Consider the following 16,126-nt stretch of genomic DNA (forward strand, 5'->3'; position numbering starts at 1 on the left):
CCGCGGGGGCAGGCTACCGTCCCGCCATGTCCAGGACCGGGCGGCGCAAGCAGAAACCCACGCCGCGACAGGGCGCCCCGGAGCTCACGCCGAAGAACGTGTCGCGCATGGAGGTCGACGCCGCGGTCTACCGCCTCGTGAAGCTCCTCGCCCGCTACCCGGACGAACGCCTCGACACGAAGGCCCGCGGCGCTCTGGAAAAGACGCTGCCCGTCCTCGACGCGCTCCGCGCGAGCCACCCGGACCACCCGCAGGTCGCCTGGGCCTCCGGGATGATCCTCCGCAAGCTCGGCCGCCTCGACGACGCCGTGCAGCTCGCCCGCCGGGCGTTCGAGCTCGATCCGACGTTCGCGACCGCCGTGAGCCTGGCCTACGCCCTCCGCGAGCGCGGCGAGATCGACGCCGCCCGCGACGCGTTCGAGGCCGCCGCTCGCCTCGATGCCGCAGACGTATCGGCCCGCTGCGACCTCGGCGCCATGCTCTGCGAGGCCGGCCGCACCGACGAGGGCCTGCGCCACCTCGAGGCCGTCCTCGAGACGCAGCCGGCGCACCCGACCGCCTTCCCGATCCACGCCTACCACCGCGCCGCGCGCGACGGCGACGCCTCCGCGTACGACAGGCTCGCGGCCTACGCCAGGGCGCACCCGGAGAGCGCCGCCGCCGCGTGGTCGCTCGAGCGCCTGCGCGCCGAGGGGCTCCACCATCCCGCGCCCGTCGCGGTCGTCGAGGGCTTCGTCGCGGGCGCCGCCGAGGCGCTCGACCACCTCCACCGCGATCACGATCCGTGGCTGAACCGCTTCGGCGCCCGCGAGCATGGATACCGGCTCCATCCGCCGCTCACCCGGCGAGACATCGAGCGCATCGAGGCGTCGTGCGGCGCACGCATCCCCGCCGACTACGCCGCCTTCCTGACCCGCGTCGGCAGCTCCGGCGCCGGCCCGTACCACGGGCTCCTGCCGCTCGACGGCCCTGGACAGATCGAGAGCCTCACCGGCGAGTTCCCCCACACGAGGGCGTACCGGCCCGACCCACGGACGCTGACCGCCACCCAGCGCGCCGCGCTCCAGTCCGACGAAGTCGTCCGCGGGACCGTCGCGCTCGCGCACATGGGCTGCGGCTACTTCTCCGTGCTCGTGATCCGCGGCCCGCGCGCCGGCAGCGTCTGGGCGGATCTGCGCGCGGCAGGCCTCGGCGTCGTCCCGACCCACGACAGCTTCACCGCGTGGTACCGCGGATGGATCGACGCGCTCTCCAGGGGAGAGCCGGCGCGGATCCCCGTGGAGCCAGGTCGCTGCTCGGCGCCCGCGGCGCTCAGCGATTACCTCGCTTCATGGGAGCGGCAGCACGCGCTCCGCCCCGGCACCCTGGACGAAGCAGGAACGCGACGGGCGCTGCGCGAGATCCCGGACGCCGGCATCGCGATCCAGGCAGCGGCGTCCAGGTACTTCGACGCCGGCGATCCCGTCGACCCCTGTCCCAGCTGCCAGCACATGGTCGATCACTTCCTCCGGAAGGGCATGCTGCAGCCCGCGCAGCTCCGCCCCGGCGTGCCCCCCAGGGCAGCGCGGCGGGCCCCGCGCGAGGCGTAGCCTACCCCCTCGGGTCCGCGCGCCGCCGCCGGGCGCGGCGCGGCTCGCCGCGGGCGCTGTCCGCCCCGCTGGCGGGCTCGGGCGGCGGGGCGAAGCCGATCGCCGCGAGATCCTTCTCGCCGATGACGTCGCCCTTGGCCACGAGCGCCGCGCGGAGCAGGACCGCGCCCATCTCGGCGTCGTTGCCGGGCCACGGGTGGTCGAGCACCGCCTGCAGCGCGCGCAGATCCAGGCCGAACGGCCGGCCCCGCAGGCGGACGCCGATGCGCGCGAGGTGATCCAGCGCGAGCGCGCGGAGATCCTCGGCGCGCGACGACAGCGAGGGCAGCGCGACGGCCCGATCGCCGAGCCGGTCCGCGAGCCGCTCGCTCAGCTGGCCGGTCGCCGCGAGCGCGTCCACGGTCTGAGGCACCGCCACGACGAGCCCGACGTCGTCCGGCAGCGCCGCGCCGAGGTAGCTCTGCACCTCGGACGGCAAGGCCTGGGCGTCGAGCACGAGCAGCGTGCCCCCCCGCGCCGCCTCGATGGGCGAGCTGTCCGGATCACGCCACAGCGCGAGCGCGCTCGGCGCCCCCGCGGAGCCCTCGATCGCGGCCGCCTCGTCGCGCGCCGGCGCGGCGGCCCGCGCCTGCGCGAACGCCTGCGCGAACCCCTCGGGGACGGGCGCCGCGCCGTCGACGATCGCCAGCGGGCCGCCCGCGCGCGGTGAGGTCAGGTGGACGACCGCGCCCCACGCCACCGCGTCGATCCCGGGCGCCGTCAGCAGCGTGACCGGGCCGCCGGCCACGCCGAGCCGCTCCAGCTGCTCGAGCGCCGCGCGGGCGGCGGGGCTGTAGGCGGCGGCCCGCGCCGGCCGCGCGAGCAGCGCCGCGATCGCGCGGAACCGCCCCGCGCCCTGCGCCACCGCGCGCTCGAGCCGGCTCACCTCGCGCGCGCGCTCCTCGGCCTCGCGGCGGGCGGCGACCTCGCGGCCGCGCGACCCCGACAGCATCGCCGACACCGCGATCACCGCCCCGAGCCGGTCGGCGACCGCGCGCAGGCCGCTCACCTCCTCCAGCGTCATCGGCGACGCGCGCCGGGCCCGGGGGATGGCGAGGGCCCCGATCGGGCCCTCCGCGTCGTTCACGAGGGCGACCACGCCGACGTCGCGCTCCGCGAGCCAGGCGAGCAGCGGGCGCACCTCCGGCCGCCGGACCTCGACGGCCTCGGCGGCCTCGACGCGCAGGACGCGCTCCGGCTCGAGCTGGGCGAGCTCGATGAGGCGCGCCGGCACCTCCGCCGGCTCGGTGTGCTTGTAACCGGCGCGATCGACGGTCACCTGCTCCGGCGGCGAGAGCAGGTAGAGCGCCGGCGGGGCCTGCCCGGCGAGGCCGGCGTCCGACGCCTCGCGCAGCGCGGAGAGCGCCGCCTCGAGCGCCGCCTCCGGCTCCGGGTTCATCGCCGCGCGCGTCGCGGCGTCGAAGGCCCCGAGCCAGCGCGCCCCCTCCGGCGCGAACCGGCGCGCGAGCACCGGCGCCGCGAGCCCCGCGAGCGCGCAGAGCGCGCACGCGCCGAACACGGCGACGCCGACGGAGGACTGCGGCGCGCCGCGGAGCCCGAGATCGCCGCGCGGCGCCTGGTGCACGGCGTAGACCGCGAGCAGCGCCGGCGGGGTCGCGAGCGTCGCGACGGCGAGCGTGCCGCGGAGCGCGCGCGAGACCTGCGCCGCGTCCGCGGCCACGGTGCAGAGCGCGACGCAGACCGCCGCGACGGCGCTCGTGACCGGCAGGATCGACTCGGGGGGCGCGACGCCGACGAAGGCCGCCGCGAGGCCGACCGAAAGCGCGGTCGCCGTGAGCAGCAGCGCGGCCTCGACCCGGTCGGCCACGCCGAGCTCGAGCCGCCGCGCGATGCGGACGCGCGCGATCGCCACGAGCGTCACCGTGAGCGAGCCGAGCGACGCGGCGGACGTGGCGTAGTGGACGAGCAGCGGATCGAGATCCGCCGCGCGCTCGGGCGCCACCGCGGAGACGGCGGGCAGGGCGACCGCCACGGTCCAGAAGAGCGAGGCGAACGCCGCCGCGTCGAGGCGCCGCGTGCTCGGCGGAGGCTCGAGGAGACCGCCGAGGCCCGCGATGCGCGCGAGCCCGACCAGGGCGGCCATCGCCGCGGCCGCCGCGCCGAGGTTGCCGAGCGCGATCAGCGCGAGCCCGGCGGGGCCGCTCCGCGAGGCGGCGAGCATCGCGGCGCCGGTGAGGCAGACGGCGGCCGCGCGGCGGGCCGCCGGCTCGATCCGGTCCTCTCCCCGCGGCGGCCGCTCTACCCAGCGGAGGCCAAGCGCGAGCAGCACCGGCAGCCCGAGCAGGGCGAGCCACGCGGGCCCGTGGCCGCCGGACGCCCGGAGCGCGGCGAAGGCGGTGTAGGCGACGGCGGCCGCGGCGATCCAGAACGAGCGCCGGCGCAGCATCGCGGCGAGCGTAGCGTCTGGCCACGGGGGCGCCAACGAGGCGGTCTCATCGAGGGGACGACCGCGCCGCCCGCGCCGCTGCCGCGGCCAGAGGCTCCCTTGCTACCTCACTGCGGGAGCGCCGCGATGTAGTCGTAGAGACACTTCATCTCGTCGTCGCTGAGCAACGGGCCGAGCGGCATCCGGTTGTTGCACGTCGGGTCGTCCGTGACCTTCACGTACATCAGGCTGGCGTCCGGGTCACCCGGCACGAGCAGCGGGCCCGAGCCGCACGGCGCCGAGGCATTCTGGGCCGCTACCGTGGTTTCCCACCCCGCTGCGAGCGAGAGGCCCGCCTGCTTCGACTCCGCGTCGTGGCAGCCCGAGGTGGCGCACCTCGCCATCACCAGCGCCTGCGCTTCAGCGCATCCGGCCCCGGCGCCGCTGCCCGCGCTGGTGGTCGTGGGGTCGCCGCTGCTTGTGGTCGTAGGATCGCCGCTGCTTGTGGTCGTGGGGTCGCCGCTGCTTGTGGTCGTGGGGTCGCCGCCGCCGCCGGTCGCCGCGCCGTTGCCCTGGCCGTTTCCGCCGCCAGGCCCGTCGCCGCCGGCGAGGTACTGCTCCTTGTCCTCGAGGGTCCCCGCGCAGCTGATGATGAACGCGGCGCCGCTCATCACGGCGGCGGCGAGCGCGGTGCGCCCGCCAAGGAAAGCGATGTACGTCACGTGCTACCTCTCTCTCTCGCTCAGTAAACGTAGGCTCCGGCGAGCCGCACCCCAAGGTATTGGTCGATCGCCCCGCCGGCGACGTACCGGTCGCCGATCGCGGGGTCGAACGACGAGAAGAACCGCGCGTACTCGACGAGGAGCCTCGCCTCGACGCCGGTCGTGACGGGCACGAGCACCCCGGCCATCGCGCCGATGCCCTGCACGCTCGCCCCGGCGAACCGATCGTAAACCGGGCCTGACGAGAGCGGGAAGAGGTAGTCGGCGCCGAGCGCCAGCGCGACCGGGCCGACCGGCACGCGCGCGTCGAGCCCGGCCCGGATCAGCGTGTAGGAGACGTTCGGCACCGTGCTGGCCAGGGCCTCCGCCGCGTCGACCTCGAAGGTCAGGAGCCGGAGCCCGGCGGAGATGCCGAGCACGGACGACTCGCCGATCGACAGCCGCTCTCGCAGGCCCAGGTTGATGCGCTGGTAGGTCGTGCTGATCGGGTCGCCGTCGCCAACCGCCGAGTTGAGGCCGATCGCCATCATGTACCCCGCGGTGATGCCGAGGCCCTTGAGCACGGGGATGTCCGTCGACGCGAGCGGGTACACCTCGCCCGAGACCGACAGCGCGGGCTGACCGAAGACGTCGTAGGGCCGGAGGTTCTGCGTGACCGGATCGGAGTACTCGAACCAGCGGCCAGTGAACTCGACGCCGGCCTCGATCGAGAAGAGCGCCGAGCGGGGGTCGTGGGGCTTGCGCTTCCCGCCCTTGTCGCCGCCGTCGCTGCTCTTCTCGTCGCCGTCGCCGTCGCCGTCGCTGCTCTTCTCGTCGCCGTCGCTGCTCTTCTCGTCGCCGTCGCCCTCGTCGCCGCCGTCCTTCGGCTGGTCCTCGTCGGCCGCGGCCGCCGGCGCGATCTGCGAGAGCGTCGGGCCGAGCAGGTCTTCCAGCGCCTTCTTGCGGGCGTCCCGCGAGCCGCTCAGCGGCACCGCGCTGTCCACCGCGAGGTCGCCGGCGTTCTCGTCGACGAAGACGAGGTAGACCTCTTTCTTCTTCTTCTTGTTCGTCCGCGAGACGCCGTAGATCACCCCCTCGGCCTTCGCGGCCTTGCCCGCCTTGCGGATGCGGTCGAGGGCCTTCTTCCGCTGGGCCTTCATCACCAGCGCGTCGCCCACCGGCTTGGTCTGGCCGGCGCTGCGCAGCGACTTCGAGAAGGCGTCCTCGTCCACGACCTTCAGCGTCTCCGGGACGAGGGACACGATGTCTTCGCGGATGGCGTCCGCGTTCGGCCCCTCGATGTGGATCGCGATCGACTTCGACTCGTTGGGGGCGGCGAGCGCGATGGGCGAGAGCGCGAACGTCGTGACCGTCGCGGCGGAGAGCCCGAGGAGGATCCTCCCGCAGAGGCTCAAAGAGAGGGACAGCGTTGTGAACCTGGTCGGCTTCCGCGCGGGCCTTTTGCCGGCAGCGGCGTCAAACGAAGCTTGCACGCGCGCGAGCCTACAGGTGATGTCGCGGCTGGATCCAGCGTCTTTCGAGGGGGCTCCGCGACATTTCCGATGACGCGCAGTGTAGCTAGGAGACTCCGCTACAACCGGACTCGCGGGGCTCACCGACCCTCGTCTTCCCTGGCGTCTTGACGGGCCCCCGCGACGTGAGACATGTCGTTAGCTCGATGCGCAGCGCCGCAACGCACCGCATCGCAGGCCAGCGCGTCCCCGAGGGGAGAGGGCAGATGGATCGGTCAAGAGGACGGCACCGCCGCGCGGCGCGCGGCCCCGGGGGCTCTCTCGGGCTGGCGATCGTCGTGGCGGCGGCCGCCGCCTGCTCCGGCGGGCACAGCGGGCACGGCGGCGGGGCCGCGGGGGGAGCGGAAGGCGAGGCGCCGCGCTGCGCGGAGATCCGGCCGGGCGCGTCGCCGCTCCGGCGGATGACGCGCTTCGAGTACAACAACACGATCCGCGATCTCCTCGGCGACGACAGCGCGCCGGCCGACGCCTTCGTGGTCGAGGAAGAGGCGCTCGGGTTCAACAACCAGGCGGCGGCGCTCGGGGTCACGCAGCTCCTCGCCGAGCAGCTGATGAAGGCCTCCGAGGCGATCGCGGCGCGGGCCGCGAAGGATCTCGGGAAGCTCCTTCCGGGGTGCGACCCGGCGGTGCAGGGGCCCGACGCGTGCGCCGCCGAGCTCATCGAGCGCCTCGGCAAGCGCGCGTTCCGCCGGCCCCTCGCGCCCGCGGAGAGCGAGCGGCTCGCGCGGCTCTTCGCCTTCGGGAACGACGAGCACGGCTTCTCGACCGGCGTCGAGCTCGTGATCCAGGCGATGCTCCAGTCGCCGCACTTCCTTTACCGCGTCGAGCACGGCATGCCGGATCCGGCCGGCGAGGGCGTGGTGGCGCTCTCGGACCACGAGATCGCCTCGCGGCTCTCGTACCTGCTCTGGAGCTCGATGCCCGACGACGCGCTGTTCGCGGCGGCCGACGCGGGGGAGCTCCGCTCCGCGGAGCAGATCGCCGCGCAGGCCCGCCGTATGCTCGAGGATCCGCGCGCCCGCGCCGCCGTCGCGAACTTCCACGCGCAATGGCTGCAGCTGTCGAACATCGACACCCTCACCAAGGATCCGGCGGTCTACCCCGGCTTCCACGCCGGGCTCCCGGCGCTCCTCCGGGCGGAGACCGAGGCGTTCCTCGATCACGTCGTGTTCGAGGACGGCGCCGGCGACGTGGCGACGCTGCTGACGGCGCCCTACTCGCTGATGAACGACGAGCTCCGCGCGTTCTACGGGCTGGGAGCGGCGGGCGGCGCGGGGGCGCCCGGCGAGCTCTCGGTCGTGCCGCTCGACCCAGCGCAGCGCGCCGGCTTCCTCACCCACGCCAGCGTGCTCGCGGTGCTCGCGAAGCCGGATCAGCCCTCGCCCGTCCACCGCGGCAAGTTCGTCCGGGAGCGGCTGCTCTGCCAGATCCTGCCGCCGCCGCCGCCCGACGTGGACATCCAGCCGCCGCCGGTGCGGGAAGGGATCCCGACCCGCCGGCAGTTCGAGCGGCACGCGGAGGACCCGGGCTGCGCCGGCTGCCACCGGCTCATGGATCCGATCGGCTTCGGGTTCGAGCGCTACGACGGGATCGGCCTCTACCGCGAGGTCGATCAGGGCGTCCCGGTCGACGCGAGCGGCGAGATCGTGGCGAGCCGGGATGTCGATGGGCCCTTCGACGGGGCGGTGGAGCTCGCGCACCGCCTCGCGGAGAGCGACGAGGTGCGCCAGTGCGTCGCGACGCAGTGGTTCCGCTTCGGCTACGGCCGCGCCGAGCAGGCGGAGGACGAGTGCAGCATGCGCCAGATCCAGGCGGCTTTCGCCGAGAGCGGGTACAACATCAAGGCGCTGCTCGTGGCGCTGACCCAGACGGACGCGTTCCGCTACCGCCGCGCGGCGCCGGACGCAGGGGGCGCGCCGTGAGCCGCGCCGCACAGCGCCGGGCGTCGAGGGGGCGCCTCGAGCGCCGCGCCTTCCTGCGCGGGGCCGGCGGGCTCGCCCTCGCGCTGCCCTTCCTCGACGCCATGGCGGGATCGGCGAGCGCCGTCGATTTCCCGAAGCGCTTCGTCGTCTTCTTCACCGGCCTCGGCACGGTGAAGGAGGCCTGGCAGCCGACCGGGACCGAGACGTCGTTCGAGCTCGGAGAGATCCTCGCGCCGCTCGCTCCCTACCGGGACAAGCTGCTCGTCGTCGAGGGCATCGACATGGAGTCCGCCCACCACGGGCCGGGCGACTCTCACCAGCAGGGCATCGGCCAGGCGCTCACGGGCACGGAGCTGCAGGAGGGGACCCTCTTCCCGTACGCCTGCAACCCGGCCGCGCGGGTCGGCTGGGGCGGGGGCATCTCGGTCGACCAGTTCCTCGCCGCGAGGCTCGGGGATCGCACGAAGCTCTCGTCGCTCGAGCTCGGCGTCCAGGTCCAGTACGCGAACGTCTCGTCGCGCCTCTCCTACCTCGGCCCGGGCCAGCCGGTCCCGCCCGAGGACGATCCGCGCGCGGCGTTCGACCGGCTGTTCCTGGACCTCAGCGCCGATCCGGCGGAGCTCGCGCGGCGGCGCGTGCTGCGCCGCCGGGTGCTCGGCGGCGTCATGGAGGACTACGGCGCCCTCGCGCGCGAGCTGGGGGGCGAGGACCGGCGAAAGCTGGAGCAGCACCTCGACGCGCTGAACGACATCGAGCAGCGGCTCGACGTGCCGGCGCTCCTCGGCGGCGCGTGCGCCCTGCCGGCGCTGGGCGAGCCGCTCGACGTGTACGCGAACGACAACTTCCCCGCGATCGGGAGGCTGCAGACCGACCTGCTCGCGATGGCGCTCGCCTGCGATCTCACGCGGGTCGCGTCCATCCAGTGGAGCGCGACCCAGGCGGGCAAGGTGTTCACGTGGCTCGGCCAGTCGGAGACGCACCACGCGCTCTCGCACTCGAACATCGGCGACGCGGAGAAGCAGCAGCAGCTCGTCGACATCGGGCGCTGGCAGGCAGAGCAGCTCGCGTACCTGCTCGAGAGGCTCGACGCCGTCCAGGAGGGCACGGGCACGCTCCTCGACAACACGCTCGTCCTCTGGTGCACGGACATCTCGGAGGGGCAGAGCCACTCGCGGCGCGACATGCCGTACGTGATCGCGGGGGGCGCCGGCGGGGCGCTCAGGACTGGAAGATTTTTGCGCTATGCCGGCGATCCCCACAACAACCTGCTCGTCGCGCTGTGCAACGCGATGGGCGTGGACGTGTCGACGTTCGGCAACCCCGCGTACTGCACGGGGGTGTTGCCCGGCCTCTTGGCCTAGGTGCGCGCGCCGCGTGTTTTGGGCTTTTCGTCGCGCGCCGATTTTGGCAAGTACGCCCGCATGGGCGCCCTGCTGTCCTCCGGGAAGCCTCACGGCGCGCGGCGCGCGGCGCGCCTCGCTCTCTGTCTCGCGCACCTCGCGGCGCTCACGGCGGCGGCGTGCGGCTGTCGCAAGCCCGCGGACGTCCCGGCGGACGCGGGGGCCGCGGGCGCTGTCGGCGCCGACGCGGCCTCCGCGGCGCTCACGGCGACCGAGGGGCAGGCCGCGCCCGCGGAGCTCGCGGCGCCCGCGTGGCCGCCGAGCGACAAGCCGCTGCTCGGCGTGACGGCCTTCGTGGCGACCGTCTACAACGAGCCGCGCGACACGTCGAAGAAGCTCGGGTACCTGCGCGTCGGCTCCAGGGTGCCCCGCTCCGCCGAGCCCGCCGGCACCGCGGGCTGCCCGGGCGGCTGGTACGCGATCGAGCCCCGCGGCTACCTCTGCGTGGGCGAGGACGCGACGCTCGACCTGGACGACCCCATCCTCAAGGCCGCCGGCCCCGGGCCGAACCTGAGGACAGCGCTCCCGTACCGGTACGCCTTCGTCCGCGCGGTGCTGCCGCTCTACCTGCGCGTGCCCACCGCCGAGGAGCAGCGCAAATCGGAGTTCAAGCTCGACGAGCACCTGTCGTGGTTCGAGGAGAACAAGGCGACCGTGCAGCGGGTCATCCTCGGCGCGAACGACGTGGCGATCGACGCGCGCGGCGTGCCGCTCCCGGGCAAGCAGATCGGCGAGCTCGGCCTGGGGAAGAACTCGCTCGAGCTCGGCGAGGGCGCGCTGCTCGGCGGGGAAGGGGACGGCGACCCGATCCCGTTCTGGCTCGAGGGCGGCAAGCGCCTCATCCGCAACATCAGCGACTTCAAGGTCCCGGACTACGCGGTCTTCGCCGATCGCGCGCGGCGCTTCACCGGGCTGTCGCTGATCGGATCGTTCCCGACCGGACCGGAGTCGCTGAGCCGGCGGTTCGCGATCACGACCGATCTGCGGCTCGCGCCTGCGACGAAGATCAAGCCCGACACCGGCTCTCCCTGGCACGGCGTCGAGCTGACCGACGCGCTCACGCTGCCGCTCGCCTTCGTCCGCGCGCGGAGCGCTCGCGACGTCCAGATCCAGGGCGACAAGGCGACGCCGGGCAAGGAGCTGCCGTTCCGGGACATCGTCCCGCTGACCGGCAGGATGCGCCGGCTCGAGGGCGTGAAGTACTACCGCACCCGGGACCAGCGGTACGTGAGCCAGCTGGACGTCGGGCTCGCTGTCGCGCCGTCCGCGTGGCCGGAGGTCGCCGAGAAGGGCGAGAAGTGGATCGAGGTGTCGATCACGCACCAGACGCTGGTCCTCTGGGAGGGCAAGCGCCCGGTCTACGCCACGCTCGTCTCGACCGGCCAGGCAGGGGTGGCCGATCCCAAGACCACGACCGCGACGGTGCGCGGCGTCTTCCGCATCCGCAACAAGCACATCACGGCGACGATGGACTCGAACGAGTCGTCGAGCGTCGGCGGCCGCGCAGAGACGACCGCCGACGCGCCGTCGGCCTCGCGCGGCGCGAAGCCGGACAAGGGCGGCTCGTCGAAGGAGCGCGCCTCGAAGAAGCCCGGCGCGAGCGCGGCGGCGAAGCCCGCGGCAGGCGAGAAGGCGGTCCCCCGGAAGGGCGACGGGGAGTACGGCGTGACGCGGCGCCGAGGCGAGGGGACCTACGCCCTCAAGGACGTGCCGTACATCCAGTACTTCGCGAGCGGCTACGCGCTCCACGCAGCGTACTGGCACGACGTCTTCGGCACGCCGCGCAGCCACGGCTGCATCAACCTGGCGCCCATCGACGCCCACCGGGTATTCCTGTGGACCGATCCCCCGGTGCCGCCCGGATGGCACGCGATCAACACAGGCGAGGAGCTGGGCGAGGGCACGACGATCATCGTGCATGAATAAATAGGGGAGGCGATCGCCGTCTGGATGAAGGCGAGCGGCGGGCGCGTCAGTGCTTCGGCGCGGTGCGGATGAGGTCGGTCAGCGCGTCGTCTGCGGAGGCGGCGAGGGCGTCGAGGAGCGCGGCCAGGCGGACGTGCTGGTCCGGGGTGAAGGGGGGCATGCCGAAGCGCGCGCGCACGCCTGAGAGGCGAAGAACGAGGCCGGCGCCGTCCTGGTAGCCGGCGATCCAGGGGCCGCGGGTGAGCTCGTCGCAGATGCGGCGGAGCCGCGACTCGAAGGCCGCGCGATCGGCGAGAGCGCCGGCGGGGGAGGGGGCGCGCTGCTGGAAGTGGTGGATCGAGGCGGCGGTTTCGGTCGGGGCGCCGTCGATGGCCTCAAGGCCGGCGCGGAGGTCGTCGAGGAGGGGCGCGAGGCCGGTCCTGCGGACGAGCGCGCCGTCGAGGCACATCTCCCAGAGCACGTGGGCGAAGAGCGCGAGCCGCGGCGCGCCGAGCGAGGCGGCGCGCAAGGCGGCGGCGAGGCGGCGTTCGCCCTCCACAAAGACGGGGGCGGCGTGGAACCAGCGGTCGGCGGCGACGTGGTGGTCGATGCCGGCCAGCACCTCGGCGAGGCGGGGCGGCGGGGCGGCGGGGCGATCGGGCGCGCGGGAGGGCCTGACGCGCCGGTCGGCCATGCGCCAGAGGTCCGGGAGCATCGCCGCCGCGCCCGCGGCGGCCGAGCCGAGGTCGCGCGCGGCGAGGTGGCGATGAAGCAGGAAGTTCATGTGTTCAGGATGGCGCCGCCGTCCGCGGCGGTCGACGGCGAAGCATGTAGGGGGAGCGGCGCTGTCGAGCTCGCATCTCCTGCCTCCGATACCCGGCCAGCGGAGATGGCTCCATGCCAGTCGCCCGCTGCGGCCGTCATGGCCCCTTTTCCTCCTTGGAGCCGCGAGTTCGGCGGGGCCCCACGCGCGCCCCGCCTCGCACATCCCCTCGCCCGTGGCCGTTGCATCTCTTGCTCGGCGTTCGGCGCAACAGGTAGCCTAGGCAACGATGCAGGCCAGCGACCCGTTCGGCTGGGTGGGGTCGATCATCGACGGCCAGTTCGCCGTCGAGGCGCTGGCGGGCGAGGGAGCGTTCGGCGTCGTCTACCGGGCCCGGCACCTCGGCTTCGATTCGCCGGTCGCCGTCAAATGTCTCAAGATCCCCGCGGGTCTAAGCCCTGACCAGCAGGACGGCTTCCTCGCCAAGTTCCGCGAGGAGGCGCGCCTGCTCCACCAGCTCTCACGCCGGACGATGGGCATCGTCCAGGCGCTCGACATCGGCGCCGCCGCCGCTCCGAAGGGGCCGTGGACGCCGTACATCGTCATGGAGTGGCTGGAGGGCGAGACGCTCGAGCAGGATCTCAAGCGCCGCAGCGCCGAGAAGCTCCCGCCGAGGAGCCTCGGCGAGGCGATCCGGCTCCTCGCGCCCGTCGCCTCCGCCCTCGCCGTCGCCCACGACGAGAACGTGTCTCACCGCGACGTCAAGCCGGCCAACCTGTTCCTGCTCGGCGATCGCATGAAGGTGCTCGACTTCGGGCTCGCCAAGGTCTTCTCCGAGACGCCGACGTTCGCAGAGGCGCTCGTCCAGACGGGACGAACGTTCCGCGCCTTCACGCCGCAGTACGGCGCGCCGGAGCAGTTCAGCCCGCGGTTCGGCGCGACGGGGCCCTGGACCGACGTCTATGCGATGGCCCTCATCCTCGTCGAGGTCGCGAGCGGTCAGCCCGCCCTCTCGGGCAGCGACGTCATCCAGCTCTTCGTCGCCTCGAGCGACGAGGCGATCCGTCCGAGCTTCCGCGCCCGCGGGGTGAACGCGAACGCCGACGTCGAGGCGGTCCTCGGCCGCGCGCTCGCGATCAACCCCTCGCAGCGGTTCCACAACCTCGGCGAGATGTGGGCCGCCCTGGAGGCCGCCCACCGCTCCAGCGTCGTCGTCGTGGCGCGCGACACCCTGCGCGCGCCCGCCTTCGGCCCGGGCGACGCGAACGACGACGCGGATGACGGGCTGCTCGACCTCGCCGCCGTCCACCTGCCGCCGCTGCCGCCGCCGCCGGCGATGTCCGTCCCGCCGCCGTCGCTGCCGCCGTCGTCGACGCCGTGGCGGGCGCCGGACAGCAGCGGGATGAGGGGGAGCGTGAGCTCCGATCGCGGCTCGCCGCGGACCCGGGCCGCGCTGCCGTTCGAGGGCGGTGAGCACCGGATCTGCACCGTCCTGTTCGCCGATCTGTCCGAGGCGACCGCGCTCTCGTCGCGGCTCGATCCCGAGGACGTCAAGGACGTCGTCGACCGCTGTTATCAGGTGCTCGCGGAGCACGTCGAGCAGATGCACGGGATCGTCGAGCGGCCGATCGGCGGGCGCGTCATGGCGGTCTTCGGCGTCCCTCGCTCGACCGACAGCGACGCCGAGCGAGCGATCGTCGCGGCGCTCGGGGCGCAGGCCGCGATCCCGCGCCTCACGCTGCCGCGCGCCGCGCGATCGGTCCGCCTCTCGGTGCGGTTCGGGATCGCGACGGGGCGGGCCTTCGTCGGCGCCGGGGGCTCGGCGCGGCAAGATCTCGCCGTCATCGGCGACGCGGTCGACGGCGCGGGGCACCTGCAGCAGCTCGCGCCGCGCGGCGCGATCGTGATCGGCCGCGACACCCGCCGCCTCGTCCTCGGGCGCTTCCACGTCGAGGCGCTCGACGCGGGCGCGAGCGCCGGCGCGGTCCGGGCGCCGGCGGCGCCGCCGGCGTCCACCGCGCACGGCGCGGCGCCGCCGATCTACCGCGTGCTCGGCGAGGCGCCGCCGCACCACGCGCTCGTGCCGCCCGATTTCCACGGGCTCTCGACGCGCCTCGTCGGGCGCGGCGCGGAGATGCAGCGCCTGTGTGATCTCGTCGAGACCGCCTTCCACGAGCGGCGGCCGCGCCTCGTCACGCTGGTCGGCGCGCCCGGCGTGGGACGGACGCGGATGCTCTCGGAGCTCTTCGCGGGCCTCCGCGACGGCGGCGCCGGGGGCGGCGCGCCCTCCTCGGAGCGCGGGTACGCGCTCGCGCCGCCCGGGGGGCTGCTCGTCCTGTCGGCGCAGTGCTCGGCGCTCGCGCAGGATTCGAGCTATGGCCTCGCCGGCGCGCTGCTCCGCCGCTGGTTCGGGATCCACGAGGCCGATCCGGCCCAGGTCATCCTGCGCAAGCTGCGCCGCGGTCTGCGCTGGATCCGGCTGCGCGCCGCGCGCGCCCGCGTCCGCGCCGAGCGGGAGGCCGCCGGCGCGGGGGCCAGGGCCGCCGCGCTCGGGGGCGCGTCGCCCATCGTGACCCGCGCGTCGTCCGTCCCGCTCCGAGGGCCGATCAGCTCGACCGTCAGCGGGCGCAGGGGAGCCGGGGCGGCGCGGTACGAGGACGACGACGAGCTCGATCCGTCCCCATCGCTGTCGAGGCCGAGCGGGGGGAGCGACCTCGAGGAGATCCTCGCCCGGCTGGCGGCGATCCTGGGCGCGCGGCCTGCGCCCGCCGGGCTCCTCGAGGCCGCGGCGCGCGGCAGCGTGCTGGCGAGGCGCCGGATCGCCTCCGCGCTCGCGTTGCTCGTCGCCTTCGCGCTCGAGCGGACGCCGATGGTGATCGTGTGCGACGACCTGCAGTGGGCCGACGACGCGACGCTCGACCTCGTCGAGGAGCTCGTGGCGAACGCGGAGGGGCTGCCGCTCTGCATGGTGTGCACCGCGCGCCCCGAGCTCTACGAGCGCCGCCCGGACTGGGGCGTCGGGAAGGAAGCGTACGTCCGCGTCGACGCGTCGCCGCTCGCGCGGCGGCACGCGGAGGAGATGATCCGGGATCGGCTCCGCGGCGCCTCCGCGCTCGACCACGAGCTCGTGCGCGCGATCGCCGAGCGCTCCGAGGGCAACCCGCGAACCGTGGAGGAGACCCTCCACCTCCTCGTGGACGCCGGCGCCATCGAGGCCCAGGACGGCGCGTGGCACGTCCGCGACGACGCGCTCGGCGCGCTGAGCCTGCCGCCGGCGGTGCACGGCGTGGTCCAGGCGCGCCTCGACCGCCTGGACGAGGGCGCGCGCGGCCTCCTCGCGCAGGCGGCGGTCGTCGGCCGGACCTTCTGGGAGGGCGCGGTCGAGCGGCTCCGGAACGACGCCCCGCAGGCGCGCTCGCCGATGTCGAGCGAGCGCATCCTCGCGGAGCTCCAGGATCTCGATCCGCCGTTCTCGGTGCGCCACGGGGGGGGCGCGTCCACCGCCGAGCTGCTCGCGCGCCTCTGCGAGCGCCAGCTGATCCGGCTCCGCTCCCCCGCGTCGTTCCCCGGCGAGCGCGAGTACGTGTTTGTGGAGCAGGCGACGTGCGAGGTCGCCTACGAGATGCTGAGCCTCAAGATCCGCCGGCGGATCCACCTGCTCGTCGCCGACTGGATCGAGCACCGCGCGCCGAACGTGGAGGCGCGCGACGAGGGGGCCGCCCTCCTCGCCCACCACTACGAGCGGGGCGGCGATCTGCGGGCGGCCGCGGCGGCGTACGACCGCGCCGCGGCGCACGCCGCCGCGATGGGCGAGGGCGCCGCGGCGCTGCGCCACGCGGCGCGCGCCCGGGAGCTCCACGACGAGCTCGCGGCCGACGACGCGTAGGGG

Annotated in this window: 9 protein-coding genes; 5 read left to right on the top strand and 4 right to left on the bottom strand. The window is 74.6% G+C overall.

The features are described 5' to 3' along the window. Positions 1 to 26: 26 nt before the first annotated feature. Complete coding sequence (locus WMF44_RS15855) at positions 27 to 1,589, top strand: tetratricopeptide repeat protein (RefSeq protein ID WP_437299952.1); 1,563 nt, start codon at positions 27 to 29, stop codon at positions 1,587 to 1,589. Position 1,590: 1 nt separating this feature from the next. Here the strand turns inward: WMF44_RS15855 and WMF44_RS15860 are convergent, their stop codons facing one another. From WMF44_RS15860 to WMF44_RS15870, 3 genes are all read right to left on the bottom strand, one after another. Continuing rightward, on the bottom strand, positions 1,591 to 4,035 hold the full coding sequence (locus WMF44_RS15860) for a hypothetical protein (protein WP_437299953.1): 2,445 nt from the start codon (positions 4,033 to 4,035) through the stop codon (positions 1,591 to 1,593). 107 nt (positions 4,036 to 4,142) lie between these two features. Beyond that, positions 4,143 to 4,736, bottom strand: coding sequence for a c-type cytochrome domain-containing protein (locus WMF44_RS15865; RefSeq protein ID WP_437299954.1), 594 nt, complete (start codon positions 4,734 to 4,736; stop codon positions 4,143 to 4,145). Between the two features lie 20 nt (positions 4,737 to 4,756). Next, positions 4,757 to 6,130 carry a hypothetical protein gene (locus WMF44_RS15870; RefSeq protein WP_437299955.1) on the bottom strand — a complete coding sequence of 458 codons (1,374 nt, stop codon included), beginning with the start codon at positions 6,128 to 6,130 and terminating at the stop codon, positions 4,757 to 4,759. A 323-nt stretch (positions 6,131 to 6,453) separates the two neighbouring features. Between WMF44_RS15870 and WMF44_RS15875 the strand changes: the two genes are divergently transcribed. Genes WMF44_RS15875 through WMF44_RS15885 form a run of 3 tightly spaced genes read left to right on the top strand, consistent with a single transcriptional unit; the run spans position 6,454 to position 11,495 of the window. After that, positions 6,454 to 8,169 (top strand): DUF1592 domain-containing protein, encoded by a 1,716-nt coding sequence (locus WMF44_RS15875; RefSeq protein ID WP_437299956.1) that lies wholly within the window; start codon positions 6,454 to 6,456, stop codon positions 8,167 to 8,169. Next, entirely contained in the window at positions 8,166 to 9,530 is a 1,365-nt protein-coding gene (locus WMF44_RS15880; protein WP_437299957.1) for a DUF1552 domain-containing protein, read from the top strand. Before WMF44_RS15875 ends, WMF44_RS15880 begins: the two co-directional genes overlap by 4 nt. Before the next feature lie 60 nt (positions 9,531 to 9,590). After that, positions 9,591 to 11,495, top strand: a complete 1,905-nt coding sequence (locus WMF44_RS15885; RefSeq protein ID WP_437299958.1) for a L,D-transpeptidase — start codon at positions 9,591 to 9,593, stop codon at positions 11,493 to 11,495. A gap of 46 nt (positions 11,496 to 11,541) precedes the next feature. Here the strand turns inward: WMF44_RS15885 and WMF44_RS15890 are convergent, their stop codons facing one another. After that, positions 11,542 to 12,258 carry a hypothetical protein gene (locus tag WMF44_RS15890; RefSeq protein ID WP_437299959.1) on the bottom strand — a complete coding sequence of 239 codons (717 nt, stop codon included), beginning with the start codon at positions 12,256 to 12,258 and terminating at the stop codon, positions 11,542 to 11,544. A 268-nt stretch (positions 12,259 to 12,526) separates the two neighbouring features. On the opposite strand from WMF44_RS15890, the gene WMF44_RS15895 reads away from it, so the two are divergent. Beyond that, complete coding sequence (locus tag WMF44_RS15895) at positions 12,527 to 16,123, top strand: protein kinase domain-containing protein (RefSeq protein WP_437299960.1); 3,597 nt, start codon at positions 12,527 to 12,529, stop codon at positions 16,121 to 16,123. Positions 16,124 to 16,126 lie beyond the last annotated feature (3 nt).

The organism is Sorangium sp. So ce426, from assembly GCF_051475585.1.
In the GTDB taxonomy this organism is placed as follows: Bacteria; Myxococcota_A; Polyangia; order Polyangiales; family Polyangiaceae; genus Sorangium; species Sorangium cellulosum_B.

What these genes read in the sequence shown, in the direction of transcription:
- WMF44_RS15855 (WP_437299952.1), top strand. Translation starts at nt 27, where the DNA reads ATGTCCAGGACCGGGCGGCGCAAGCAGAAACCCACGCCGCGACAGGGC.
- WMF44_RS15860 (WP_437299953.1), bottom strand. Translation starts at nt 4,035, where the DNA reads ATGCTGCGCCGGCGCTCGTTCTGGATCGCCGCGGCCGCCGTCGCCTAC.
- WMF44_RS15875 (WP_437299956.1), top strand. Translation starts at nt 6,454, where the DNA reads ATGGATCGGTCAAGAGGACGGCACCGCCGCGCGGCGCGCGGCCCCGGG.
- WMF44_RS15885 (WP_437299958.1), top strand. Translation starts at nt 9,591, where the DNA reads ATGGGCGCCCTGCTGTCCTCCGGGAAGCCTCACGGCGCGCGGCGCGCG.
- WMF44_RS15890 (WP_437299959.1), bottom strand. Translation starts at nt 12,258, where the DNA reads ATGAACTTCCTGCTTCATCGCCACCTCGCCGCGCGCGACCTCGGCTCG.
- WMF44_RS15895 (WP_437299960.1), top strand. Translation starts at nt 12,527, where the DNA reads ATGCAGGCCAGCGACCCGTTCGGCTGGGTGGGGTCGATCATCGACGGC.